Annotated in this window: 21 protein-coding genes; 8 read left to right on the top strand and 13 right to left on the bottom strand. The window is 64.3% G+C overall.

Annotated elements, in window-relative coordinates:
• Positions 1 to 12: 12 nt before the first annotated feature.
• The 4 genes from NSE01_RS16575 to NSE01_RS16560 are packed head-to-tail and all read right to left on the bottom strand — an operon-like array spanning position 13 to position 3,086.
• Positions 13 to 1,899: an outer membrane protein assembly factor BamB family protein gene (locus tag NSE01_RS16575; RefSeq protein WP_147160762.1), complete on the bottom strand. Its 1,887-nt coding sequence runs from the start codon at positions 1,897 to 1,899 to the stop codon at positions 13 to 15.
• A 14-nt stretch (positions 1,900 to 1,913) separates the two neighbouring features.
• Complete coding sequence (locus tag NSE01_RS16570; RefSeq protein WP_147160761.1) at positions 1,914 to 2,210, bottom strand: putative quinol monooxygenase; 297 nt, start codon at positions 2,208 to 2,210, stop codon at positions 1,914 to 1,916.
• 4 nt (positions 2,211 to 2,214) lie between these two features.
• Positions 2,215 to 2,511, bottom strand: a complete 297-nt coding sequence (locus NSE01_RS16565) for a putative quinol monooxygenase (RefSeq protein ID WP_147160760.1) — start codon at positions 2,509 to 2,511, stop codon at positions 2,215 to 2,217.
• Between the two features lie 17 nt (positions 2,512 to 2,528).
• Positions 2,529 to 3,086: a nuclear transport factor 2 family protein gene (locus NSE01_RS16560; RefSeq protein ID WP_147160759.1), complete on the bottom strand. Its 558-nt coding sequence runs from the start codon at positions 3,084 to 3,086 to the stop codon at positions 2,529 to 2,531.
• A gap of 337 nt (positions 3,087 to 3,423) precedes the next feature.
• Between NSE01_RS16560 and NSE01_RS16555 the strand changes: the two genes are divergently transcribed.
• Both NSE01_RS16555 and NSE01_RS16550 read left to right on the top strand, forming a co-directional pair.
• Positions 3,424 to 5,925 (top strand): TonB-dependent receptor, encoded by a 2,502-nt coding sequence (locus NSE01_RS16555; protein ID WP_147160758.1) that lies wholly within the window; start codon positions 3,424 to 3,426, stop codon positions 5,923 to 5,925.
• Positions 5,926 to 6,010: 85 nt separating this feature from the next.
• Positions 6,011 to 7,354 (top strand): aromatic ring-hydroxylating oxygenase subunit alpha, encoded by a 1,344-nt coding sequence (locus NSE01_RS16550; protein WP_147160757.1) that lies wholly within the window; start codon positions 6,011 to 6,013, stop codon positions 7,352 to 7,354.
• A gap of 63 nt (positions 7,355 to 7,417) precedes the next feature.
• Here NSE01_RS16550 and NSE01_RS16545 read toward each other — a convergent pair whose 3' ends face one another.
• The 3 genes from NSE01_RS16545 to NSE01_RS16535 form a co-directional block, all read right to left on the bottom strand.
• Positions 7,418 to 8,176, bottom strand: a complete 759-nt coding sequence (locus NSE01_RS16545) for an SDR family oxidoreductase (protein ID WP_147160756.1) — start codon at positions 8,174 to 8,176, stop codon at positions 7,418 to 7,420.
• Between the two features lie 31 nt (positions 8,177 to 8,207).
• Complete coding sequence (locus tag NSE01_RS16540) at positions 8,208 to 9,128, bottom strand: SDR family oxidoreductase (protein ID WP_246135257.1); 921 nt, start codon at positions 9,126 to 9,128, stop codon at positions 8,208 to 8,210.
• A 155-nt stretch (positions 9,129 to 9,283) separates the two neighbouring features.
• The gene (locus NSE01_RS16535; RefSeq protein ID WP_147160754.1) at positions 9,284 to 9,943 is read right to left on the bottom strand and encodes a TetR/AcrR family transcriptional regulator; all 660 of its coding nucleotides are present in this window, start codon (positions 9,941 to 9,943) and stop codon (positions 9,284 to 9,286) included.
• A gap of 305 nt (positions 9,944 to 10,248) precedes the next feature.
• On the opposite strand from NSE01_RS16535, the gene NSE01_RS16530 reads away from it, so the two are divergent.
• Entirely contained in the window at positions 10,249 to 11,901 is a 1,653-nt protein-coding gene (locus NSE01_RS16530) for an AMP-binding protein (protein WP_246135256.1), read from the top strand.
• 230 nt (positions 11,902 to 12,131) lie between these two features.
• Here the strand turns inward: NSE01_RS16530 and NSE01_RS16525 are convergent, their stop codons facing one another.
• The 3 genes from NSE01_RS16525 to NSE01_RS16515 are packed head-to-tail and all read right to left on the bottom strand — an operon-like array spanning position 12,132 to position 14,843.
• The gene (locus NSE01_RS16525) at positions 12,132 to 13,283 is read right to left on the bottom strand and encodes an acetyl-CoA acetyltransferase (RefSeq protein ID WP_147160753.1); all 1,152 of its coding nucleotides are present in this window, start codon (positions 13,281 to 13,283) and stop codon (positions 12,132 to 12,134) included.
• Positions 13,276 to 13,644, bottom strand: a complete 369-nt coding sequence (locus NSE01_RS16520) for a Zn-ribbon domain-containing OB-fold protein (protein WP_147160752.1) — start codon at positions 13,642 to 13,644, stop codon at positions 13,276 to 13,278. The genes NSE01_RS16525 and NSE01_RS16520 overlap by 8 nt, the downstream gene beginning before the upstream one ends.
• Positions 13,641 to 14,843 (bottom strand): CaiB/BaiF CoA transferase family protein, encoded by a 1,203-nt coding sequence (locus NSE01_RS16515; protein ID WP_147160751.1) that lies wholly within the window; start codon positions 14,841 to 14,843, stop codon positions 13,641 to 13,643. Before NSE01_RS16515 ends, NSE01_RS16520 begins: the two co-directional genes overlap by 4 nt.
• A gap of 234 nt (positions 14,844 to 15,077) precedes the next feature.
• Here NSE01_RS16515 and NSE01_RS16510 point away from each other — a divergent pair, with 234 nt between their 5' ends.
• The 3 genes from NSE01_RS16510 to NSE01_RS16500 are packed head-to-tail and all read left to right on the top strand — an operon-like array spanning position 15,078 to position 17,864.
• The gene (locus NSE01_RS16510) at positions 15,078 to 15,839 is read left to right on the top strand and encodes an SDR family NAD(P)-dependent oxidoreductase (RefSeq protein WP_147160750.1); all 762 of its coding nucleotides are present in this window, start codon (positions 15,078 to 15,080) and stop codon (positions 15,837 to 15,839) included.
• A gap of 1 nt (position 15,840) precedes the next feature.
• The gene (locus NSE01_RS16505) at positions 15,841 to 17,220 is read left to right on the top strand and encodes an aromatic ring-hydroxylating oxygenase subunit alpha (protein WP_246135255.1); all 1,380 of its coding nucleotides are present in this window, start codon (positions 15,841 to 15,843) and stop codon (positions 17,218 to 17,220) included.
• The gene (locus NSE01_RS16500; protein WP_147160749.1) at positions 17,217 to 17,864 is read left to right on the top strand and encodes an FMN-dependent NADH-azoreductase; all 648 of its coding nucleotides are present in this window, start codon (positions 17,217 to 17,219) and stop codon (positions 17,862 to 17,864) included. Before NSE01_RS16505 ends, NSE01_RS16500 begins: the two co-directional genes overlap by 4 nt.
• On the opposite strand, the gene NSE01_RS16495 is transcribed toward NSE01_RS16500, so the two are convergent.
• Both NSE01_RS16495 and NSE01_RS16490 read right to left on the bottom strand, forming a co-directional pair.
• Positions 17,810 to 18,319, bottom strand: a complete 510-nt coding sequence (locus NSE01_RS16495) for a MaoC/PaaZ C-terminal domain-containing protein (protein WP_147160748.1) — start codon at positions 18,317 to 18,319, stop codon at positions 17,810 to 17,812. The genes NSE01_RS16500 and NSE01_RS16495 overlap by 55 nt on opposite strands.
• Positions 18,316 to 19,545 carry an aromatic ring-hydroxylating oxygenase subunit alpha gene (locus NSE01_RS16490; protein WP_147160747.1) on the bottom strand — a complete coding sequence of 410 codons (1,230 nt, stop codon included), beginning with the start codon at positions 19,543 to 19,545 and terminating at the stop codon, positions 18,316 to 18,318. The genes NSE01_RS16495 and NSE01_RS16490 overlap by 4 nt, the downstream gene beginning before the upstream one ends.
• 156 nt (positions 19,546 to 19,701) lie before the next feature.
• Between NSE01_RS16490 and NSE01_RS16485 the strand changes: the two genes are divergently transcribed.
• Both NSE01_RS16485 and NSE01_RS16480 read left to right on the top strand, forming a co-directional pair.
• Entirely contained in the window at positions 19,702 to 20,166 is a 465-nt protein-coding gene (locus tag NSE01_RS16485) for a VOC family protein (RefSeq protein ID WP_147160746.1), read from the top strand.
• A complete protein-coding gene (locus tag NSE01_RS16480) occupies positions 20,163 to 20,516 on the top strand; it encodes a Rieske (2Fe-2S) protein (RefSeq protein WP_147160745.1) in 354 nt (117 codons plus the stop codon). The genes NSE01_RS16485 and NSE01_RS16480 overlap by 4 nt, the downstream gene beginning before the upstream one ends.
• 85 nt (positions 20,517 to 20,601) lie before the next feature.
• Here NSE01_RS16480 and NSE01_RS16475 read toward each other — a convergent pair.
• Positions 20,602 to 21,151: M10 family metallopeptidase C-terminal domain-containing protein (locus NSE01_RS16475; protein WP_218033291.1), on the bottom strand; the 550-nt coding region annotated here is incomplete at its 5' end.

The following is a 21,151-nucleotide window of genomic DNA, read 5'->3' as shown; positions in this document are numbered from 1 at the left end:
TTTCGCCGCCCCCTACTTCGCCACCTCGAACACCATCAGCGCATTGCCGGGGGCGTGGCTGTACATGCCGTAGCCCGAGTTCACGAAGACCTTGCCCTTCCACACCGCCGCGCCGGGGCCGCTCATCGAGCCGCCCTTGGCCGTCTGGCCGCCAATGGCGGGCATGGGCTGGGTGGTGTCATACTGCCACAGGATGGCGCCGGTATCGGCATCATAGGCGCGCAGCATGCCATCGAGATGGCCGCCGAAGACGACGCCGGGGATACTGGTGACGGCGGCGGAAATGCCCGGATCGCAGAACTTGCGGCCCTCGCAGTTGTCCTTGGCCTTGGCCTGCCAGATCACGTTGCCGGTGGCGGCATCCAGCGCATGGAGCCCGGCGCCGCGGATCGCGGGATCATAGAGGCGGGCATCGCCGGTATCGGCCATATCGTTGATCGGCACGAAGACGCGGTTTCCTTCAGCCGACATGCCGAAGTGAACGCCGCCCTGCGTGCCGCCGTGGCCGAGGCGGGTCATCCACTTGACTTTGCCTGTATCGGGATCGAGGCCCCAAGCCTGACCCGACTTCTGGCCGATGACGAGCATCTTCGCGCCGTTTCCGGTGTCGATCAGGAGCGGCGAGGCAGCGACGTCATAGTCCGGCCCGCCTTCCTTGGGGCACGAGCCGAGGCCCATCATGCAGCCGACGTTCCACGCATCGCCAAGCGTGAGCTGGGTGCTCCAGATGCGTTTGCCGGTGGTGGCATCGACCGCGAAGACCGCATCCGAGCCGTCGTCGGCGGGGGTTGAGTAGTTCTCGCCCGAGCCGAAATAGACGCGGTTCGTGGCCGCGTCATAGGTCGGGCTGTTCCACACCGGCGCACCTGACGGACCGAGGATCTGGGTGCCGTCTGCCGTCTTGCCCTGCGGCACGGGCTGGCCTGCGGTGTAGGCGCGCCACTTTTCCGCGCCGGTGGCGGGATCGACCGCGACGACCGAGCCGCGGAACGTGCAGCAGGGATAAGCGGGATTGCCGGCCTGCACGACCTCCAGCGAGGAGACGGGCACGAAGAGCAGGCCGCCGCCGAGCGTCGGCGTGCCGGTGATCGTGGCATCGGCGTGATCGCTCATGCGCTGCGCCCAGATCTCCTTGCCGGTCAAGGCGTCGAGCACGTGGACCTTGCCGAGGAGATCACCGAAAGTGAGCCGCTTGGTGGCCGCATCAGCCACGATCGCGGTGCGCACTTCGGCGCTGAGGCGGGTGGTCCACTTGGTGCAGCCGGTGTCCGGATCCATCGCGTAGATGGTCCCGTCCTGGCTACCGACGAACAGCGTACCCCACGCAATGGTGGGCTGCGAGCGGATGTGGGTGGCGGCCGGGTAGGCGAAGGCCCACTTCAGTTTGAGCTTGGGTACGTCTGCCTTGGCAAGGCCTGCGATGGTGGCAGGAATGAAGCGGCGGTTGTCATGCCCCCAGCCGATGTCGGCCGGAACGTCGGTCATGTCGAACTTCGCCGCAGCACCCTTGCAGCGCGGCGGCGGGGCCGGGCGCTGGTACGAGGCATAGGGCGTGCGGGTCAGGTATTCGGCGACCTGAACCTTCTCGGCCGGGGTCAGGCTCGCGGCCTGCTGGCGCATCACCCCGTTGGTCAGCGCAGAAACGATGGCATCGGGCGCCAGCATCGCAAGGAAGTTGGGCGAGGGTGCCTTGGGCACGCCGCCGAGGTGGCACATCGCGCAGTGCTGTTCGAACAGCGGACGGCCCGGCGCGGTTTCCGGATTGATCGTGGGGCCGGCGCGTGAATTCATGTCCTCGGTAGACTTGATCCGCGTCGGCGTGGCGGCGTTCAGGCCAGCGGCCAACGCCACCGCAGCGAAGCCGGAAAGGACCGCGAGACGTCCTGTCTTGAACAGCATGCGTAAGAGCCCCTTCAATCGAGCGAGCGGTAGAATGTGAGCTTCATGTCCTCGGCAAGGCACGCGAGGACCGGAGGCACCAGCCGGTCATGGAAATCGATGTGCATGTGCGTTTCGAACGCGGCATCGTCCTTGAAGGTGGCGACGCACTGGAACAGGTCCGGGTCTTCCTCAGACTGGAACAGTTCGTAGACAACGGCACCGGGCTCGTTCGCGAAGACCAGCCGCTTGAGTTCGGTCTGCAGCGCGATCAGTTCGGCGCGCTTTTCGGGCTTGGTGCGCAGCTGCGCGATGAAGCTTTTTCCGCTCATGGTTTCAGGCCCCGGCTTCGAGGTCGTAGAGCAGCTCGCGCGTGTAGGAGCCGTCCATGCAGGCGATCATCCGCTCGATCAGCGGCTGGTTGTGCGGGTAGGCCATATGCGCCTTGTCGGCTTCCTCATCCTTGAACCGTTCGTAGACCGCGAACATGCCGGGTTCGGCAAGCCGGTAGAACTGATAGGCGAGGGTGCCCGGCTCTGAGGGGGCGAGTGCCTCCATTTCTCTGGCGAGGGCGATGAATTCGGCTTCCTTGTCGGCACGGATGCGGAAGCGGGAAAGGAAGGAGAAGGCCATTCGCGGGGTCTTTCGGGTTAGCGCTTGTGCGCCGCTTCATATGCGGTCCAGCTGGGCAGCTGCTCGGGGTAGTCGGCGAGCTTGGGCTCGGCATAGGCGTGGTTGCGGTCTGGCCGGGCGAGAATGTTCGGATAGGCCTCGACCGGGACGTAGTAGAGGAAGCCGATGACGCGTTCGGCGAACTTCCAGCCGTTGGCGGTCTTGCGGTAGCGATCATCGTAGCGGATCGCGGCGACCATCATCTTGCCATGGCGCATCAGTTCGGCGTGTCCGGCAACACGGCCGGTAGCGTTTTCCTCGTCCACGAAATCGATCTGGATATCGTGCATGACATGGTGGCCCGGGCCAAGCACCGAGAAGCGGCCATCGAATTGCGCCATGATCGCATCGGGCCCTGCGGCGTGCATCACCCTGTCGTGCGAGCGCAGCACGGCATCATCGGCAAACAGCGCGCGCACGGCTTCGATGCGGCGGTCGTCGATGTCGAAGCTGTAGTGCGCGACAAGCTGACGGATCTGTGATTCGGCTTCCAGCCGCGCGATGCGCGCTTCCAGATCGGCCCCCGGATTGGCCATTAGGTTTTGCTTTCTCTCCCGCAGGCTGCTTTGCGCGGCCCTTCTTGGCGAGCATGATAGCCGGGCGCCATCTGAAAACAATCATGAATGTTTGGATGCTATCTGCAGTATCGCCTTCGGCCGGGTGCCGGGACCGGAAGTGTCGTCGGATCACGCAGGTGGGCCGAATACGTGAGGATACGCGGGGGCGCGGGCCAAGTACGGCAGGGCGCGGCGGGCTCGTCACATGTACCCTGCCACCTCTCTAAAAAAACATACATGTCTGCTTGCAAAATGCGTCCCGGAGTTTATCCTTGGCGCCACACCGCACCTAAATGCGGGGCATGAGGAGATGGGGATGGCACTGAGGGACCTTCGCTGGTCGGCGGCATTTGGCGCAATGGCTGCAGCGATGATGGCAACGCCGACATACGCAGCAGCGGGCGGCGCAAACGACGAACCGCAGGCAGCACAGACGACGCAGGCGCAGTCCAGCGCGGACGAGATGTCGAGCGATCGGCTGAACGAAATCGTCGTGACGGCAACCCGCCGCGATTCCAACCTGCAGCGCACGCCGGTTGCGGTTTCCGCGGTCGATGCTTCGCTGATCCGTCAGTCGAGCCCGCGCGACATCGGCGATCTCGCCGCGTTCGTGCCGAACTTCTCGGCCAACACGATCACCAACTTCAACGCCGCATCGTTCGCGATGCGCGGCGTCGGCCAGACCTCGATCATCGTCTACTTCGAGCCGCCCGTTGCGGTGCTCGTCGACGATTTCGTCGTGCCTTCGGTACAGACCCAGCTGCTCGACACCTTCGACGTGGCGCAGGTCGAAGTTCTGCGCGGTCCGCAGGGCACGCTGTTCGGCAAGAACACCACCGGCGGCGCTGTGACGGTGAAGACCAAGCGCCCCGAACTCGGCGTGATCGGCGTTGATGTCCGCGCGGAAGTCGGCTCGTTCGGCACCTATAAGGGGCAGATGGCCGCCAACATCCCGATCTTCAGCAACATGGCGCTGCGCGTCGTTGCCGGTGCCGAGAAATCGGATGGCTTCTATCGCAACGGCGCCTGCTACGGCCCGGTCGTCAGCTTTGTTCCGGGCAACTTCTCGGGCGTTTCGGGCTGCCTTGATGGCAAGCGGGCCGGCGGCAAGGACGTGGTCAACCTGCGCGGCAAGCTGCTGTGGGAGCCGACCAGCCGCCTCAAGATCCTTGCTCAGTACGAATGGCTCCGCGATCGTTCGGATACGGTGCCCTCGGTCAACGAGAACTACACCTACACCGGCTCCACGCCGTTCCTGACCGATATCCTCAATACGGTCCGCCAGAACCCGGCGAGCAGCGATCCGCTTGACAATGCTGCGGTGACCTATCGCCAGGACGGCCTCATCAAGATGCGCAATGGCCAGCGCATTTCGGTCGATGGGTTCTACCTGAACGCCGACTACGATCTCGGCTTCGGCAAGCTCACCTCGGTGACCGGCTGGCGCCGTCAGATCTCGCGCATTCCGAACTCCTACGCGGGCGCGGCGCCGATCGGGCTCGATGGCACGCCGCTGTCGTTCTTCGACGCGACGCGTGACGACAACCGCAAGACCTTCCAGCAAGAACTGCGCCTCGCCACCAACACCGGCACGGCGTTCGATGCGGTGATCGGCGGCTTCTACCAGCGCGAGACGGTCGACTTCTGCGTTGCGCAGATCCTCGGCTTCCTCGATCTGGTTCAGGGTCCGCTGCCCTTCGGCAACTGGAACGATACGCCGTTCATTCTCTGCAACGCGCAGCGGTCCAACTCGAAGGCGGTCTTCGCTGAAGGCACCTACAAACTCACCGACAAGCTCTCGCTGACCGGTGGTGTGCGCTACACCTGGGAAAACAAGACCTGGTATGGCCGCAACCAGGTGTTCGTGCCGCAGCTCAACGGCGGGTTCGATCCCTCGATCCAGATCAGCGAAGCGCTGGGCGCGAGCGTGTTCAAGTATCCCGCCGGCGTGGTCACGGTGAACGACAAGTCGAACAAGCCGACCTGGCGCATGACGCTGGGCTATCAGGCGACGCCGGATATCTACGCCTATGCGAACTATTCGCGTGGCTTCAAGAGCGGCGGCTTCAACGACCAGATTGGCGGCTTCGCGGCCTTCGCGACCGACCTCAACGCGTTCCGTGAAGCGGCGCGCGCGACCCGCCCGGAAACGGCGGACTCGTTCGAGGCGGGTATCAAGACCGAGCTTTTCGATCACCGTCTGCGCTTCAACCTCACTGGCTTCTACGTGAAGTACAAGGATCTGCAGAAGCAGCTCAACGTGCCGATCGTTGTGAACGGTGCGCCAAACCAGGTCACGCTGTTCGTCAACGCGGCGAGCGCCACGGTGAAGGGCATCGAGGCTGAAGCGACTGCGCGCCTGTTCAAGGGCTTCACCCTGCGCGGCGTGCTTGGCTTCCAGGACGGCAAGTACAACCAGTACACCGCCCCCGGCGCGGGCTACAACCTTGCCGACGCACCGCTGGACCGCGCGCCCAAGTGGCAGTGGACGATCGACGGTGCCTATGAAGTGCCGCTCGGTTCGAACCTCAAGGTCATCGCGAATGCTTCGGCGGCCTATACCGCGAAGAACCTCAATACGCAGTCGATCACCGATATCGATGGCAACACGTTCCTCAACGCCCGCACGCTGGTGAACGCGTCGCTCACGCTCTCGCAGATCGACGACAAGTACTACATCAAGGCGATCGGCCGGAACCTGACCGACGAGCGCTACCGGATCGCTTCGCAGAACGTGGCGGGCCTGTGGCTCAACTCGAACTTCGGTGCTCCGCGCTACTTCGGCCTCGAAGTGGGTGTGAAGTTCCGCGGCCCCTGATGCGGGCTTCGGGTACGTGATGAAGTCTGCGGGTCGCCATGCGGGAGACTGCATGGCGGCCCGCAATCATGATCGGGAAACGAAAATGAACGCCTTGGACCTTTGGGACATTCACACCGGCAAGCGCTTCCCGTTCGATGCGCGCGCACCGCGGATCGACAACGGCACCGGGCGGCCTTCGCCCGACCGATACGTGAGCGCCGCGTTTGCCGCCAAGGAATGGGAGAAGGTCTTCGCGAAAAGCTGGCTGCTGGCTGGCCCGCTGTCAGACATTCCCGAGCCGGGCGACTTCATGAAGTTCGACATCGGCCCGGAAAGCTTCATCGTCGTGCGCGATGAGGATGGTTCCGTGAAGGCGCACTACAACGTGTGCCCGCACCGCGGCAGCCAGTTGGTGACGGCCGATCTGGGTTCGGTGGGCCAGTTCACCTGCCCGTTTCATTCCTGGCAGTTCGCGCTTGATGGCACGTGCACTTCGGTGACCGACAAGGAAACCTTCCGGCCCGAAGTGCTGTGCCATGGCACCGACCTTTCATCGGTGCGCTGCGAAGTGGCCGCGGGGCTGGTGTTCCTCTCGATGGACCCGGACATCCAACCGCTGGAAGAGTTTCTCGCACCCATTCTCGGCCAGCTTGAGCTCTACGAGATCGACCAGATGTACGTGGTCCAGCACCGCCGGTCGGACTGGGGTTCGAACTGGAAGGGCGGCGTGGATGCCTTCGCCGAGATTTATCACCTCCATGCCGTCCACCCGCAGACGCAGTGCCTGATGGATGATCGCACGCAGATCGACCTCTGGCCGGGCGGGCTCAGTCGCCAATTCGTGCCGTTCGCGCAGCCAAGCCCGCGCTTCCCTGATCAGGAGAGCGTAAACCCCGGCATCCAGATGATGCTGCGCGACGCCGGGATCGATCCCGAAACCTATCAGGGTTCTGCGCGGGAAACGCGCACCGCCGTGCAGCAGGCCAAGCGCAAGCGTTCGGACGAGCTGGGACTGCGCTACGAGCGGTTCAGCGACAGCCAGCTTTCGGATTCGGTGGTCTATTCGGTGTTTCCGAACGTGCAGATCGGTTGCCACCCGGAAGCGGTGTTCCTCCACCGCTTCATCCCGCACGCGACTGATCCCAATCAGTTCACCTACGACACCTGCATCCTCTATCGGCATGTCGATGCGCCGGGCTATTCGGCCCCGGCTTGGATGGGGATGGGCGAGGAAGTCGATCTTTCGGGGCGCACACGGCCTGACGTGATCCACACCAAGCTCGGCGAACCGCCGTGCCTCGGCGAAGTGCTCGATCAGGATAGCGATCTGCTGCCGGTGGTGCAGAAGGGCGCGCGCTCGCGGGGCTTCAAGGGGCCGCTGTGGAGCGAGCAGGAAGGGCGGCTGCGCCACTTCCATGCTGAGCTTGATCGGATGATGGGGGCCTGAGGAAACGAAAAGGGGCGCGGAAGCTGACTTCCGCGCCCCTTTTTTGCGCCTGTTTGCCCGACCTTAGAACGGCCGGATCGTCAGCCCGTTGTCGATCACCAACTCGGCGCCCGTGATGTAGCGGCTTTCATCGCTCGCCAGGAACACGACCAGCGCGGCGACGTCCTTCGGGTGGCCCGCCGAACCATGCGGCAGGACGCCGTCGGGAATGGCGTTTTCCTGCCCGAGGCGGCCTTCGGCCTGCTGGACCATCGGCGTTTCGATCGCGCCGGGGTGCACCGAATTGCAGCGGATCTTGTAGCCTTTGACCTGCGCCATCACGGCGACCGATTTGGTCATCGAGCGCACTGCACCCTTGGCTGCGGAATAGGCGAAGAAGATCGGATAGCCGAGCAGCGCGCCGACCGAGGACATGTTGATGATCGAGCCGCCGCCGCTTTTGTTCATCAGCGGGATCGCGTGCTTCATGCCGAGGAATACGCCGTCGATCATGATCGAATTGACCCAGCGGAACTTGTCGAGGCTGGTGTCTTCGACATCGGCATTGAGCACGACGCCGGCGTTGTTCACCAGCACATGCAGGCCGCCGAACTTCGCTTCGGTCGCGGCATAGGCGGCAATCCACTGCGCTTCGTCGGCTACGTCGAGCGCGAGGGCCATGGCATTGGCGCCGATCCTGTCTGCCACGGCCTGCGCGGCCGTAAGGTTCACGTCGGTGACGACGACTTTGGCGCCTTCAGCGGCAAGCGCCTCGCAGTCCGCCGCGCCGAGACCCGATCCGCCGCCGGTGACCAGTGCCACCTTGCCTTCTAGCCGGCCCATATTCGCTCTCCTGTCTTTTCGTGCGGGCGGTTCAGGCCGCGCCGTCTTCCGAGAAATAGTCCGGCATTCCCGCAGGCCAGATCACGCCCCACTGGGCCTGCCCACCATCGATTATCATGAGGTCGCCGTTGATGAAGCGGCCGGCAGGGCTGGCGAGATAGGCGATCGCTTCGGCCACATCCCACGCGTTGCCGCGCATCTTGAGCGGGTTGGCCTTGTGGAAGCGGGCGAGCGCTTCTTCCGGATACATGCGGAAGCCCTCGGTCTCGATCACGCCGGGGCCGATGCAATTGACGCGGATATTGTGCGGCGCCCATTCGGTGGCGACCGTCTTCGAAAGGTAGATCACCCCCGCCCGCGCGGCGCAGGTGTGCGCGGCCTGCGGCATTCCGCGCTCGACATTGGCGACGATGTTGATGACATGGCCGGGCTTGCCGTCAGCACGCCAGCGCTTGGCGGCTTCCTGCATCATCCACCAGGTGCCGTTGAGGTTGGTGTCGATCACTGCGAGCCAGCCCTTGCGGCTGAAATCGATCGCGTCCTGCGGGAACTGGCCGCCCGCGTTGTTCACCAGCGTATCGAGCCCGCCAAAGTGATCGTGGACCGCGCCGATCATCGCCTCGACCGCTTCGGGATCGCGGATATTGGCCTCGACGCAGAGGATTTCGCGCCCCGTCTCTTCGCGGATCAAGTCTGCCGTGGCATCGAGCTTCTCGCGCGTGCGGCCGCAGATGGCGACGTTTGCGCCGAGCTTGGCGGCGAGGAATGCTGCCGCCTTGCCCATGCCGCTGCCCGCGCCCGTAATCAGGATGGTGTGCCCGGCGAGCAGGTCTTCGCGAAAAATCGTCGTTTGCGTGCGCAGCGCTTCTTCATCGAGCCCGCGCTTGGGCCGCCCGGGATCGCCGGGTTCGGGACGGAAGATGCGCGGGGCGTGCAGATCAGGCGCGTTCAACGGTTCATCCCCCATTCGTTTCTTCCCGCCTTGCTAGAACACCCGCGCAGAAAAAACAAACAGGTTTGATTTTGATTTGCATCCTTGGAGTGCGATTTGAGCAAGGCGTGCGGGGGCTTGGCGAGGCTTGGCACCCTTCGCAAAAAGGCTTGAGATCAGCCCTTCGCAGCCGGTGCCAGTGTGCGGATCTGCTGTTCGAGATGGCGCAGCATTGGTTCGACCTGCGCCTGATCCATGCCGCCCGTCTGCAGCGAGATCGCCATGCCTTCGAGGATCGTTTGCGAGAGGGTCATCGCGAGGGCGAAGTTGGGAGACCCAAGCCATTCCGGAAACAGCGCTTCGGCCTGCGCGTTGAACTTCTCGCGGAATTCGTCCTGCAGCGGCGAGAGGATCGAGGCAAGATCGGCATCGGTGCGTGCGGCGACGGCGAGTTCGTGGAATGCGATGAACGCGGGCTTCTGCAGCTGGCGCCAATAGGTCTCGACAAGGTCGGTCACTTCGTGTTCGGGCCGGTCTGCCGCACGGCGGAACGCGCGCAAGCGCTTTTCGTGGAGTTCGGTGATCGCCGCCTTGATCAGCGCCGAACCGTTTTCGAAGTGGTGCACCATCGCCCCGCGCGAGAGGCCGGCTTCCTCGGCAACCTTCGGCGTCGTCGTCTGGGCATAGCCATATTTGACAAGGCAGCGGACGGTTGCATCGATCAGTCGCGCCCGCGTCTGAGCCGCTTTCGCCGCCTGGAGGGTGCGCGTGCGATCAGCCGCCGGGCGTGCGGGCCGAGGGGCGGGGCGTGCTGCCCGCGTGCGTGATAGAGCCATGCGCTTTTACTTGCCTGAACCGCTGCGCGCCGGTCCCGGCACGCCTTGAAAACCATCCTTAATGCGTTTTCATGCCGCGTAAAACCGCTGCCTTGACCGGTTCGGGGACAAGTCCCCGGACGCACATTCTGGCCGCCGTTTTCGCCCCGCACGAAGCGCGTCGAATCAATCGCTCGGCACTCGCATGCCGCGCGTGTACAAGGGGTAACGCATCGCACAGAAAAAGACAGATATGATTGTCTTTTTCAGCGTGCTGTGTATCTCCGCATCAAGACCAATAAGAGGCCCTTGGGGCCGGGGGATGCATGACCGACCAGCCGTCACACGCCGCTTCACCTGTCCTCACCATGGGCGGGATGATCCGCGCTTCCGCTGGCGCCTTCGGGCCGCGCGAGGCGGTGGTATTTCCGGACCGGCGCATCACCTATACCGCGCTCGATTCCGCCGCGCGCCGATGGGCCGCTGCGATGATTGCGCTCGGCGTGCAGCCCGGCCAGCATGTCGGCCTGTTCATGCCGACCTGCCCCGAGTTCATCGAGGCGTTCTACGGGATCGCGATGGCAGGCGCGGTCGCGGTGCCGATCAATGCGCGCTACCAGTCGCATGAACTCGCCTACCTGACCCGCGATGCCGATCTCGTCGTGCTGGTAACGGCCGGCAAGGTTGCAGAGGGACTGGATTATCGCGACCGCGTGCGTGCGGCGCTGCCATCGCTGGCTGGGGCTGACCCGGCGCGAGGCCTGAGCCTAGATGAAGCGCCAATGCTGCACACGATCATCTCGCTCGATGCCGATGGTGCGGAGGGCATGCTGCCGGTGGGAGAAGCGCTGGCGCTGGGCGATGGGACGGAAGGCGAACTGATCGACCGGCGGATCGACGACGTCGACGCCGAAGACATTGCGATGATCCTCTACACCAGCGGCACCACAGCAAACCCCAAGGGTGCGCTGATTTCGCACCGCGCGCAGGTGGGTAACAGCCGGAATCTAGGGAAGCGCTACCTCTGCACGGCGGACGACAAGGTATGGTCGCCGCTGCCGATTTTCCACATCGCGGGCATCCTGCCGATGACGATGATCCTTGATCTTGGCGGCGTCTACATGACCGTGCCGCACTTCGAGGCCGGGCAGGCGCTGGCCATGCTTGGCGCGGAAGGCGCGACGATCGCGTACCCGAGCTTCGTCACGATCATGCAGGACCTGATCAATCATCCGACCTTCAAGACCACCGATCTCTCGAAGCTGCGTGTGATGAATTCGAACTTTGCGGTGCAGCCGGCATGGATCAAGGACGCGGTTGTCGCCGCCATGCCGCACACGATTCAGGTGGGGACCTATGGCCTGACCGAAGCGGCCGGCACGGTTTCGACGAGCCGGCTCGACGACAGTTTCGAGGTGCGCACCGGGCGCTGCGGCTTCCCGCTCGAGGACTGGGAAATGCGCATCGTCGATCCCGAAACCGGGCGCGATTGCGGTGCGGGCGAGCGCGGTGAGATCGTGCTGAGGGGCCCGCATATGCTGAAGGGCTACTACAACGCGCCGGAAAAGACCGCCGAGGCGATCCGCGAAGGCTGGTTCTACACGGGCGACGTCGGCTCGGTTGATGCGGGTGGGAACGTGATGTTCCATGGCCGCACCAAGGACATGCTCAAGGTGGGCGGCGAGAATGTCGCGGCGGCCGAGATTGAATCGATGCTGCAAACGCATCCGGCGGTGAAGCTGGCGCAAGTCGTCGGCATTCCGGATGACCGCTATGTCGAAGTGGCGGCGGCGTTTGTGGAACTGGCGGAAGGCGCATCGACTGACGAGGCGGAACTGATCGCGCACTGCAAGGGCAAGCTCGCGGGCTTCAAGATCCCGCGCCATGTGCGCATGGTCAGCGAATGGCCGATGTCGACCTCGAAGATCCAGAAGTTCAAGCTGCGCGCGGGGCTGATTGAGGAACTGGGGCTGGGGTGAGCCTCGCGCTGCTCCGCCCTGGATCCCCGCCTGCGCGGGGATGACGATGGTGGAGGCTTCCCCATACCCCGCTCACCCTGAGCTTGTCGAAGGGTGTTGGCGCGGCGATCGCGTTTGATGCTTCGACAAGCTCAGCATGAGCGGGTTTTGGTTGGTCGTGTGCCATCCTTGGCCTCGTCATTGCTTCGCTACGCTCCTCGCAATGACGAAGGGGTGGTGAATGAGACGGATCAGACCGTCTCGGCGTTCCCGAAGATCACTGTCGCCTGCGCTGAGAGCGTGCCGCCGTTGCCATGCGCCAGTGCGGTTTTTGCCCCGGCAATCTGGTTGGCTGCTTGCCCACGCATCTGGCGGACGGCTTCGACCATCGCGAACATGCCGTACATGCCCGGGTGGCAGCACGAGAGACCGCCGCCGTTGGTGTTCACCGGCAGCGAGCCGCCTGGCGAAATCGCGCCGCTCGCGACGAACTTGCCGCCATCGCCCTTGGCGCAGAAGCCGAGGTCTTCGAGGAACAGGATCGTGTTGATGGTGAAGGCGTCGTAGAGTTGGACCGTGTCGATCTGGCCCGGCGTGAGCCCGGCCATAGCCATCGCGCGCGCGCCGGATTCGGCGGCGGCGGTGATGGTGATGTCGTCAGCCTGCGTGACCGAGTTGTACCACGTGGCGGCAGCGGCGCCGAGGATCGGGACGAGGGGCTTGGGGCCGTCCTTGGCGCGGTCGGTGCGGGTGAGCACCATGGCGGCGGCGCCGTCGGTCACGAGGCAGCAATCGCGCGCGCGGATCGGGCTGCTGATGAGGCGCGAATTCACCACATCCTCGATGGTGAGTGGCCCCTTGGCGAAGGCTTCGGGATTGGTGTTGGCCCATTCGCGCGCGGCGACGGCGACGCTGGCCAATTCCTCGCGCGTCGTGCCGTACTGGTGCATGTGGCGCGCGGCGGCGAGCGCGTAGAACGAGAGCGGGTACATCGGGTTGTAGGGCGCGTCCCACCGGTCCGGGCGGGCCGGGGTGGAGAGCTTGCCGCCGCTGGAGCGCTGGTTGGCGCCATAAGCGATCACCGCGCAATCTAGATACCCGGCATCGAGCATCATGCACGCCGTCACGAGGTGGCTCATGAACGAGGCCCCGCCGGCCCGGTTGTTGTCGGTGAAGCGCGGGTGGAGGCCGAGGTACTGCGCGAGGCTGAGGCCGGCGAAGAGATCGTCCGGCAGCGCGATGAACAGGCCGTCGACTTCGGAGAGGCCAATCGCGGCATCGGCGAGCGCGAGCTGGACGGCCTTGCCCGCCATCTCGATGGTCGAGTGACCGGGCATTTCGCCGACGCCGAAAGTGGAAGCACCAGCGACCGAAACGCGGCCGCGCGGGAAGATATCACCCATTGGTCTGCTCCACGGGATCGAAAACTAGGACTGGGGTTTCACCCGCGATGATCCGCGCCTTGACGGCCATGCCGATCTGCAACGTCTCCGGCGTCACGCCTTCGACGCGGCCCATCATCCGCGCGCCTTCCGCCAGATCGACGAGCACGACGTTGTAAGGTGGCTCGGGTGGTTTGCGCTGGATCCACGTGGCGGAATAGACGGTGCCGAGGCTGCTCGCTTCGACCCATTCCAGCTCCGCGCCCGTGCCGGGGGCGAAGGCGCGTGGCGGGAATACGGATGCTCCGCCGCCCACCGGTTGCTGGATCAGGAAGCGCCCTTCGGCAAGCGCTGCATCCCATTCGGCTGAGGGACCACTCATGACACGACTGCTCCTGAAGCGACCATCGCCGCGATTTCGTCTTCGCCGAACCCGGCTTCGGAAAGAACTATGCTGCTGTCAGCGCCGAGGCGCGGGCCGGGATCACCGATGGCGCCGGGGGTGCCCGAAAAATTCGTCGGGATGCCGGGATAGCGCAAGGTGCCAAGCTCCGTTTCGGCGCTGTGCCAGAAGCCCGTCTCCTCAAGATGCGGATCGTGGAGCAGGTCTTCGAGCGAGGCGATAGGGGTTGCAGGGATTTCGGCGCGGCGGAACAGGTCCATCCATTCGTCAGTGGTGCGGGTTACCATGACCTTCTCGACATTCGCCAGCACTGCCGAGATATTCTCGCTGCGGCTACGCATCGAGGCGAACATTGGATCGTTCGACCATTCCGGATTGCCGAGTTCGCGGAAGAAGGCCTGCCACTGCTTGTCGTTGTAGATCATCACGCCGACATGGCCGTCCGCCGTCTTGTAGGGGCGGCGCGAGGGCGAAGTGGCGCGGGGGTAGACCGGCGGCCCCTGCGGCGGATCGAACAGCGAGCCGCAGATGTGTTCGGTCGCGGCGAAGGAGACCAGCGTTTCGAACATCGGGACTTCGATTTCCTGCCCCTCGCCCGTTTTCTCGCGCGCATAGAGTGCGGCGATCACGGCGTAGGCGCCGGTGAGGCCGGCCACCTTGTCGGCGATGACGGTGGCGCTGTAAGTCGGCTCGCCGCCGGAGAGCTTGGCTTGCAGATCGACAATACCCGAGGCGGCCTGCACGATGTCGTCGTAGGCCGGGTAGTCGCGGTAGGGCCCGCTGCGGCCATAGCCATAGAGATTGGCGTAGATGATCTTCGGGTTCGCCGCCTTTAGCGCGGCATAATCGAGCCCGAGCCGCGCGATCGCCTGCGCGCGCATCGAGTGGATGAAGACATCGGCATCCTTGGCGAGCCGCAGCACGGCATCGCGCGCGGCCCGCTGCTTCAGGTCGAGCGCGAGGCTGCGCTTGCCGCGGTTGACGTTGAGGAACATCGCGCCGCGCGTCGGGTCCGGACCCGGCGGGATGAAGCGCGTGGTATCGCCGGCGGGGCCTTCGATCTTGATCACGTCTGCGCCTAGATCGGCGAAGATCTGCGTGGCGTAAGGACCCATCAGCACGGCGGTCAGATCGAGCACGCGCACGCCGGCGAGAGGGCCTTTTCCGCGCCCGCTCATGGCTTGCTTCTCGTGCTGGTGATGAGCCTTGAATGCCCCATGATTCTCCCATTTCGTCTGGCCGTTTCGCAGGCGTTGGGTCCGCTATGACGGACGATAAAAAAGCATTCAAGCATGTTTTTTTCTTGGCGGCTTGGCCGCACCTCCATAGAGTGCGCGGCGACAAGAGGAGCGGGCATTTGGGGCCATGCGCCATGAGCGCGAAGGTAGCCCCGCTGCAGGAAAGGACAAGAGATGGATCTGGGACTTCAGGGCAAGAAGGCGATTGTCGTCGGCGGTGCGCGCGGCATTGGCTATGCGGTGGCCGAGATCCTGGCGCGCGAAGGCGCCGACGTGGCGATCAGCGCGCGCGGCGAGGATAGCGTGAAGGACGCGGTGGCCGCGCTTTCGCGCTATGGCACGCGCGTGGTGGGCAAGCCCTGCAACGTGAAGAAGGCGGACGATTACAAGGCGTTGCTGGAGTGGGCGATCGAGGCGCTGGAAGGCGTCGATGTGCTGATCCCGCTGAGCTCGGCTGGCGGCGGCATGGGCAGCGAAAAGTACTGGCACAACGCCTTCGAGACCGACGTTATGGGCCCGGTTCGCGCGATCGAGGCGGTGATCCCGGTGATGACGCAGCGCAAGTCCGGCTCCATCGTCCTCGTCGCCACCACCAGCGCGCTCGAAGCCATGGGCGGCCCGCAGGCCTACAACGCTATGAAGGCCTCGCTGATCACCTATGGCAAGCAGCTCGCGCTGGCGCACGGCAAGGACGGTATTCGCGTCAACGTCGTCTCGCCCGGCCCGATCGAGTTCGAGGGCGGCAACTGGGACATGATCAAGGGCACGATGGAAAAGTTCTACCAGTCGCAGCTGCGCCAGCAGCCGATGGGCCGGCTGGGCCGGCCCGAGGAAGTGGCGCGCGCGATCGTGTTCCTCGCCAGCGAGGCTGCCAGCTGGTGCAGCGGATCGCACCTCGTCGTCGATGGCGCCTTCACCAACCGGACGCACTTCTGAAATGGACCAGCCTGTGACCCACAAGCCCGTCACGTGGGACACGTCGAAGATGGACGTGAAGCGCGTCGTCGACGTGATCCGCGTGACGCCGGAGACCAACACCAGCCGCACGCCGGTGGACAAGGCGCCCGATCCCGAGCTGGGCCACGATGTGATCCCGGCGGAGCGGTACTACTCCGAAGCGTTCATGAAGCTCGAATGGGAGCATATCTGGACCAAGGTCTGGCTGCTCGGCGGGCGGGCGGACGACATCCCGAACCCCGGCGACTACATTTGCACCGAGATCGGCAAGGAAAGCGTGCTGATCGTGCGTCAGCATGATGGCTCACTGCGCTGCTTCCCGAATGTGTGCCTCCACCGCGGCAACCGGTTGCGGCCGGAAGGCATCGGCAATGCGCAGATGTTCCGCTGCATGTACCACCACTGGACCTACGGGCTCGACGGCAAGATCGACCGACTGCCGGATCTGTGCACCTTCCCGCAGGGCGGCCCTCCGGGGATGACCCTGCCGAGCCTGCCAGTGACGGAGTGGAATGCTTTCGTCTGGTTCTCGCTCAACCCGGATGTCGAGCCGTTCGATGACTACATCGCGCCGCTGAAAGATCACCTCGAGCCCTATCACCCCGAGCGGATGGCGTGGAAACGCGACGTGACGGTGGAGTGGGATTGCAACTGGAAGGCCTCGGTCGACGCCTTCAACGAGACCTATCACGTGCAGGGCATCCACCCGCAGCTGCAGTGGTATCTCGACGACGTGAACGTGCAGATCGACTGCTACGAGCGGCACAACCGCTATCTGATCCCCTTCGCGGCGATCTCCCCGCGCGTTGCCATGCCGAGCACGATCCCGCCGGCGATCGACGAGATCATGCGCCATGCGGGGATGGACCCGGCGGACTACGAGGGCCGCGTGAGCGACATTCGCCGTGATGTGCAGCTGTTCAAGCGCAAGCACGGGAAGGCGCAGGGCAAGGACTATTCGGCGCTGAACGACGATCAGCTGACCGATGACTACCACTACATGATCTTCCCCAACGTCGCGCTCAACGTGCACGCGGACGACATCATGATGTTCCGCCAGCGTCCGCACGCGAGCGATCCTAACAAGATGCTCTACGATGTGTGGGTGTTCGAGCTGGTGCCCGAAGGCGAGCCCTGGCCCGAGCGCGTGAAGCACCGCCGCTTCAAGCACGGCGAGCGCAGCATCGGGCAGGTGCTCGATCAGGATGCCTACAACCTGCCGACCGTGCAGGCGGGGATGAAGAGCGAGAGCTTCCCGGGCCTTTGGATCGGTGAGCAGGAACTGCGCATCCGCCATTTCCACAAGGTGCTCGACGATTATATCTATGGTCCGGGCCAGAAGCAGCCGGGGGATATGTGAGCGAGCGTCTTCTGCATGTGATCGGCTCACCTCGCGGCGAGCGCTCGCGGTCGGTGAAGGTGGCCGAGCGCCTGATCGAGGGGTTGGTGGCGGCAAGCCCCGGCGCGTCGGTCGAGACGCTGAACGTGTGCAGCGCCCAACTTCCCGCGCTGACCGGCCCGGTGATCGAGGGGCGTTATGCGCTGATCGAGGGCCGCGAGGTCGCCGACGAGGTTCGTGCGGCATGGGCGCAGATCGGCGAGGCGGTGGCGCACTTCCTGTCGTTCGACACAATCGTGTTCAGCGTGCCGATGTGGAATTTCGGCATTCCCTGGCAGCTCAAGCAGTACATCGACACGATCACCCAGCCGGGCATGGCATTCCGCGTTTCCGAAACGGGCGTCGAAGGGCTTGGTGCGGGCAAGCGTGCGATCCTCGTCGCGTCGGGCGCGCTGGATATCCGGGCGGGCACGCCGGGCGGCGAACTCGACCATCAGGTGCGTTTCATGCAGGCGTGGCTGGGGTTCATCGGGATTACCGACGTGCATGTGGTGCACTTGCGCCCGACGTATGGCCCGCCCGAAGCAGTCGAGGCGGCGATGGCCGAAGCTTATGCCTCGGCCGAGGCGCTCGTGTCCGATCTGTCGCGCGCATCGCGCGTGTAGACGAGGTTGGTGCTCTCGAAGGTCACGCATTCGGTGCCGTCTTCGAGGGCCACGACATAGCGCGTGACAGCGGTGCCGCGCGGCTTTCCGCTGCGTGATGGCTCAAGGCTCAGGATTTCGCTGGAGACGCGCAGCGTGTCTCCGGCGCGGACTGCGCGCTTCAAGCGCAGGCGGTCCCAGCCCACGCCGCAGACGAAGTCGATGTCGCCGTTGATCGCATGGTCCATCTGCCTCCAGATCGCGAGCACATGGATGCCGCTCGCGACGACCTGCCCGAACACCGACTGGCGCGCGGCTTCCGGATCGGTGTGGAACCATTGCGGATCGTACGCGCGGGCGAACTCGACGATTTCCGCCTCGGTCACCGTGCGCGGGGGCGAGATCTTGGTCTCGCCCACCACGAGGTCCTCGAAGGTCCGCCAGGGCGTGCCCAGCGGCGAGAGCGTATCGGTCATTCGCGGACGATGAACGGCGCGAGCACCGGTTTCACGCGCAGGTGTTCCGGCACGTTCTCGACGCCGATGCGGCGATCGAGCTCTTCGTGCCAGTTGTAGATGCGGCGCTCCTGATAGTTGAGCGACATGCCCTTGAAGCCCGGGCCTTCGACCGATTCCTGGATCTGCGGCGCGAACTGCAGGTCCTCGTACAGAATGCGCTCCCAGTTCTTGATGCGCGTTTCCCACAGCGGATGCGGGTTTTCGGGATCATGCTCGGGCGCAAGCCAGGTCGAGACGACGCGGGTCTTGTTCGGCCCCATCGGCCAGAATTGCAGGAGGGGGATGCCGGTGGGTGCGGGCGGCATCACGAAGTTGGGGTAGATCGAATAGGAGACGTTGTTCTTCGCGACGAACTCCGAGATCGTCGGGATTTCGGGCATCCCGACAGTGCCGGGATCGATCCAGCCCTCGCGGCGGTTGGGCGTTGCCATGCGGCTGTGGCCGTTGGGCCAGAGCGTCACGATCATCGCGCGGTGATCGAGGAAACGGTCCACCGTGTTCTCGTGGATCGACTTCAGGTGATAGACCTCGAGGAACGCATCGAGCAGGACCTTGACGTTGCAGTCAGTCTCGTAGCTCCGGCTGTCGACGAGGCGCAGCGTTTCGAGCTGAAGCTGTTCGAGCTCCTTCGCCATCGGGCCGATGTGCCGGATCAGCGGCTCGGCGTTCGGATCGGCGTTGAGGAAGATCAGGCTGCCGAGCAGCTCGCAGCGCACCTGGCTGAGCGCGTGGCAGGAAAAGTCGAAGTCTTCGGCAAAGTCGCGCCGATCCCGCACGGCGGTGAGCTTGCCTTCCAGCGTGTAGGACCAGCCGTGGTAGCCGCAGACAAACCCGCGCGAAGTCCCGCTCTCCTCCTTTACGAGAGGTGCGCCGCGGTGTTGGCACGTGTTGTAGTATGCCCGGATGTCGCCCGCGAGTGTGCGGGTGACGATGACGGGGGAGCCGGTGTTGCGGCAGAGGAACCACGAGCCGGGTTCGGGAAGCTGGTCGACATGGCCAGCATAGAGCCATGCCTTCTTCCACATGCCCGCGTCCTCAAGCTCGAGGAATGCGGGATCGACATAGCGCCCGCCAGGAATCGAAGGCAGCGCGGGGAAATCGACCGGCGGGCCGTTGCGCTCGCGTTCCCACGCCATGCGTGCAAGATCGTCGGCAGGGGGATCTGCGGTGAGGGCTTCGGACATCGGACTCTCTCTCCCGGAACGACGGGGTTCCGATTGCAGTTTAAAAACATTCATGTATGCTTGTAAAGTGATCGTTTTCAGTGTGTTTTAAGCCAAATTTTAGATTTTAAAACATAGGCTTGCTGGTGATATGCAGGCCGTTCGGGAGTGCTGCGAATGGAGATTTTGGCGGGTATCTTTCACCACGGCGTGATTGTCGACAATCTGGAAGAGGCAATGGCGCAGTTCAGCGCGACCATGGGTTGCACCTGGACGCCGGTGCGCACCTTCGATCCGATGCCGGTATGGAACGCCGCTGGCGAGCAACTCGCGGCCAAGCTGCGCGTGGTCTATTCGCACCAGGGGCCGCTGCGGATGGAGCTGATTGAGAGCGTGCCGGGCTCTGCCTATGATGCGATGCTGGTGCACGGCCGTTCGCACCTTGGCGTCTGGGTCGATTCGGTGGCGGATAGCGCCGCGGCGATGCTCGCGGACGGCTGGGAACTCGTGCTCGGCGGTGCGCCTGCTGATCAGGGCCACGGCGCGATTGCCTATCTCGCCCGTGCCGATGCCCCGGTCATTGAACTGGTCGCACGCGCGATTGCCCCGATGATGGAAGACTGGTGGGCAGCAACAGAATGAGCGCGAACTGGCATGAAGTGACGCTCGAGGCCGATTTTCCGGCCGATGGCAAGTTGGCGGCGCGGCTGGCGGGCTGGCACGTGCTGGTGCTGCGCGCAGACGATGGCTCCTACCGCGCCGTCAACGACCGCTGCACGCACCAGGCCGCGCTGCTTTCGCCCGGCCGCGTGCGGCGCGGCGCGGTGATGTGCCCGCTCCACGGTGCGCGTTTTGACGTGCTGACGGGCAAATGCCTCGGCGCGGCCTATCCGGACCTGCGCACATTCCCGGTGCGCGTGGAAGCAGGCCGCATCGAAGTGGAGGTGCCCGATGCGCCGCCGGGGCCGGGTGAGATGCCGGTGGTGATGTAGGTAATCGGGCGGCTTGCCCGCCAGAAAAGGGGCTCCCGCCTCTTCCTGCGACCGCGCCAACGCCTCGACCTCTACAGGACGGGCCCTAAATCACGAATACATCGGTCGCGGCCAGATGGGTGCCCGGCGTGAGCGTTGCAATCAGGTTCTGTGCAGCGCTGCCGGTTCCATCAGCATCGTACCACAGGTGCCCTGAGCTTGAATCATAGATCAGATGATCGTTGGCTGTTGCGGCTGCCGTGCCCAGATGGAACATCGCCAAACTGAGCGCTCCGACTGGCAAAGCGTGAAAGGCGCCAGAAGCGAGCGCAATGTGGTCGATGCCGGCGGCGAAATCGGTGATCGTGTCGGCGTTTGATGCGCTTGCCGGGAACGAGAACAAAAATGTATCAGACCCTGCGCCGCCGGTAAGCGTGTCGTTCCCCGCGCCGCCATCTAGTATGTTGTTGGCGCTGTTGCCGGTCAGCACGTTGTTGAGTCCGTTGCCGGTGCCATTGATGGCTGATGTGCCAGTAAGCTGCAGCGTTTCGACGAATGTTCCCGAAAGATACATTGGACCGCTAAGCGCATAGCTGACCGAACTCTTGACCGTATCGTTGCCCTCACCGAACAGTTCGATCACCTTGTCGCCAGCG

The sequence above is a fragment of the Novosphingobium sediminis genome (genome assembly GCF_007991615.1).
In the GTDB taxonomy this organism is placed as follows: Bacteria; Pseudomonadota; Alphaproteobacteria; order Sphingomonadales; family Sphingomonadaceae; genus Novosphingobium; species Novosphingobium sediminis.
The sequence above is the reverse complement of the archived record's forward strand: the minus strand, read 5'-3'. Positions and strand labels throughout refer to the sequence as shown.

What these genes read in the sequence shown, in the direction of transcription:
- NSE01_RS16575 (WP_147160762.1), bottom strand. Translation starts at nt 1,899, where the DNA reads ATGCTGTTCAAGACAGGACGTCTCGCGGTCCTTTCCGGCTTCGCTGCG.
- NSE01_RS16570 (WP_147160761.1), bottom strand. Translation starts at nt 2,210, where the DNA reads ATGAGCGGAAAAAGCTTCATCGCGCAGCTGCGCACCAAGCCCGAAAAG.
- NSE01_RS16565 (WP_147160760.1), bottom strand. Translation starts at nt 2,511, where the DNA reads ATGGCCTTCTCCTTCCTTTCCCGCTTCCGCATCCGTGCCGACAAGGAA.
- NSE01_RS16560 (WP_147160759.1), bottom strand. Translation starts at nt 3,086, where the DNA reads ATGGCCAATCCGGGGGCCGATCTGGAAGCGCGCATCGCGCGGCTGGAA.
- NSE01_RS16555 (WP_147160758.1), top strand. Translation starts at nt 3,424, where the DNA reads ATGGCACTGAGGGACCTTCGCTGGTCGGCGGCATTTGGCGCAATGGCT.
- NSE01_RS16550 (WP_147160757.1), top strand. Translation starts at nt 6,011, where the DNA reads ATGAACGCCTTGGACCTTTGGGACATTCACACCGGCAAGCGCTTCCCG.
- NSE01_RS16545 (WP_147160756.1), bottom strand. Translation starts at nt 8,176, where the DNA reads ATGGGCCGGCTAGAAGGCAAGGTGGCACTGGTCACCGGCGGCGGATCG.
- NSE01_RS16535 (WP_147160754.1), bottom strand. Translation starts at nt 9,943, where the DNA reads ATGGCTCTATCACGCACGCGGGCAGCACGCCCCGCCCCTCGGCCCGCA.
- NSE01_RS16530 (WP_246135256.1), top strand. Translation starts at nt 10,249, where the DNA reads ATGACCGACCAGCCGTCACACGCCGCTTCACCTGTCCTCACCATGGGC.
- NSE01_RS16525 (WP_147160753.1), bottom strand. Translation starts at nt 13,283, where the DNA reads ATGGGTGATATCTTCCCGCGCGGCCGCGTTTCGGTCGCTGGTGCTTCC.
- NSE01_RS16520 (WP_147160752.1), bottom strand. Translation starts at nt 13,644, where the DNA reads ATGAGTGGTCCCTCAGCCGAATGGGATGCAGCGCTTGCCGAAGGGCGC.
- NSE01_RS16515 (WP_147160751.1), bottom strand. Translation starts at nt 14,843, where the DNA reads ATGAGCGGGCGCGGAAAAGGCCCTCTCGCCGGCGTGCGCGTGCTCGAT.
- NSE01_RS16510 (WP_147160750.1), top strand. Translation starts at nt 15,078, where the DNA reads ATGGATCTGGGACTTCAGGGCAAGAAGGCGATTGTCGTCGGCGGTGCG.
- NSE01_RS16505 (WP_246135255.1), top strand. Translation starts at nt 15,841, where the DNA reads ATGGACCAGCCTGTGACCCACAAGCCCGTCACGTGGGACACGTCGAAG.
- NSE01_RS16495 (WP_147160748.1), bottom strand. Translation starts at nt 18,319, where the DNA reads ATGACCGATACGCTCTCGCCGCTGGGCACGCCCTGGCGGACCTTCGAG.
- NSE01_RS16490 (WP_147160747.1), bottom strand. Translation starts at nt 19,545, where the DNA reads ATGTCCGAAGCCCTCACCGCAGATCCCCCTGCCGACGATCTTGCACGC.
- NSE01_RS16485 (WP_147160746.1), top strand. Translation starts at nt 19,702, where the DNA reads ATGGAGATTTTGGCGGGTATCTTTCACCACGGCGTGATTGTCGACAAT.
- NSE01_RS16480 (WP_147160745.1), top strand. Translation starts at nt 20,163, where the DNA reads ATGAGCGCGAACTGGCATGAAGTGACGCTCGAGGCCGATTTTCCGGCC.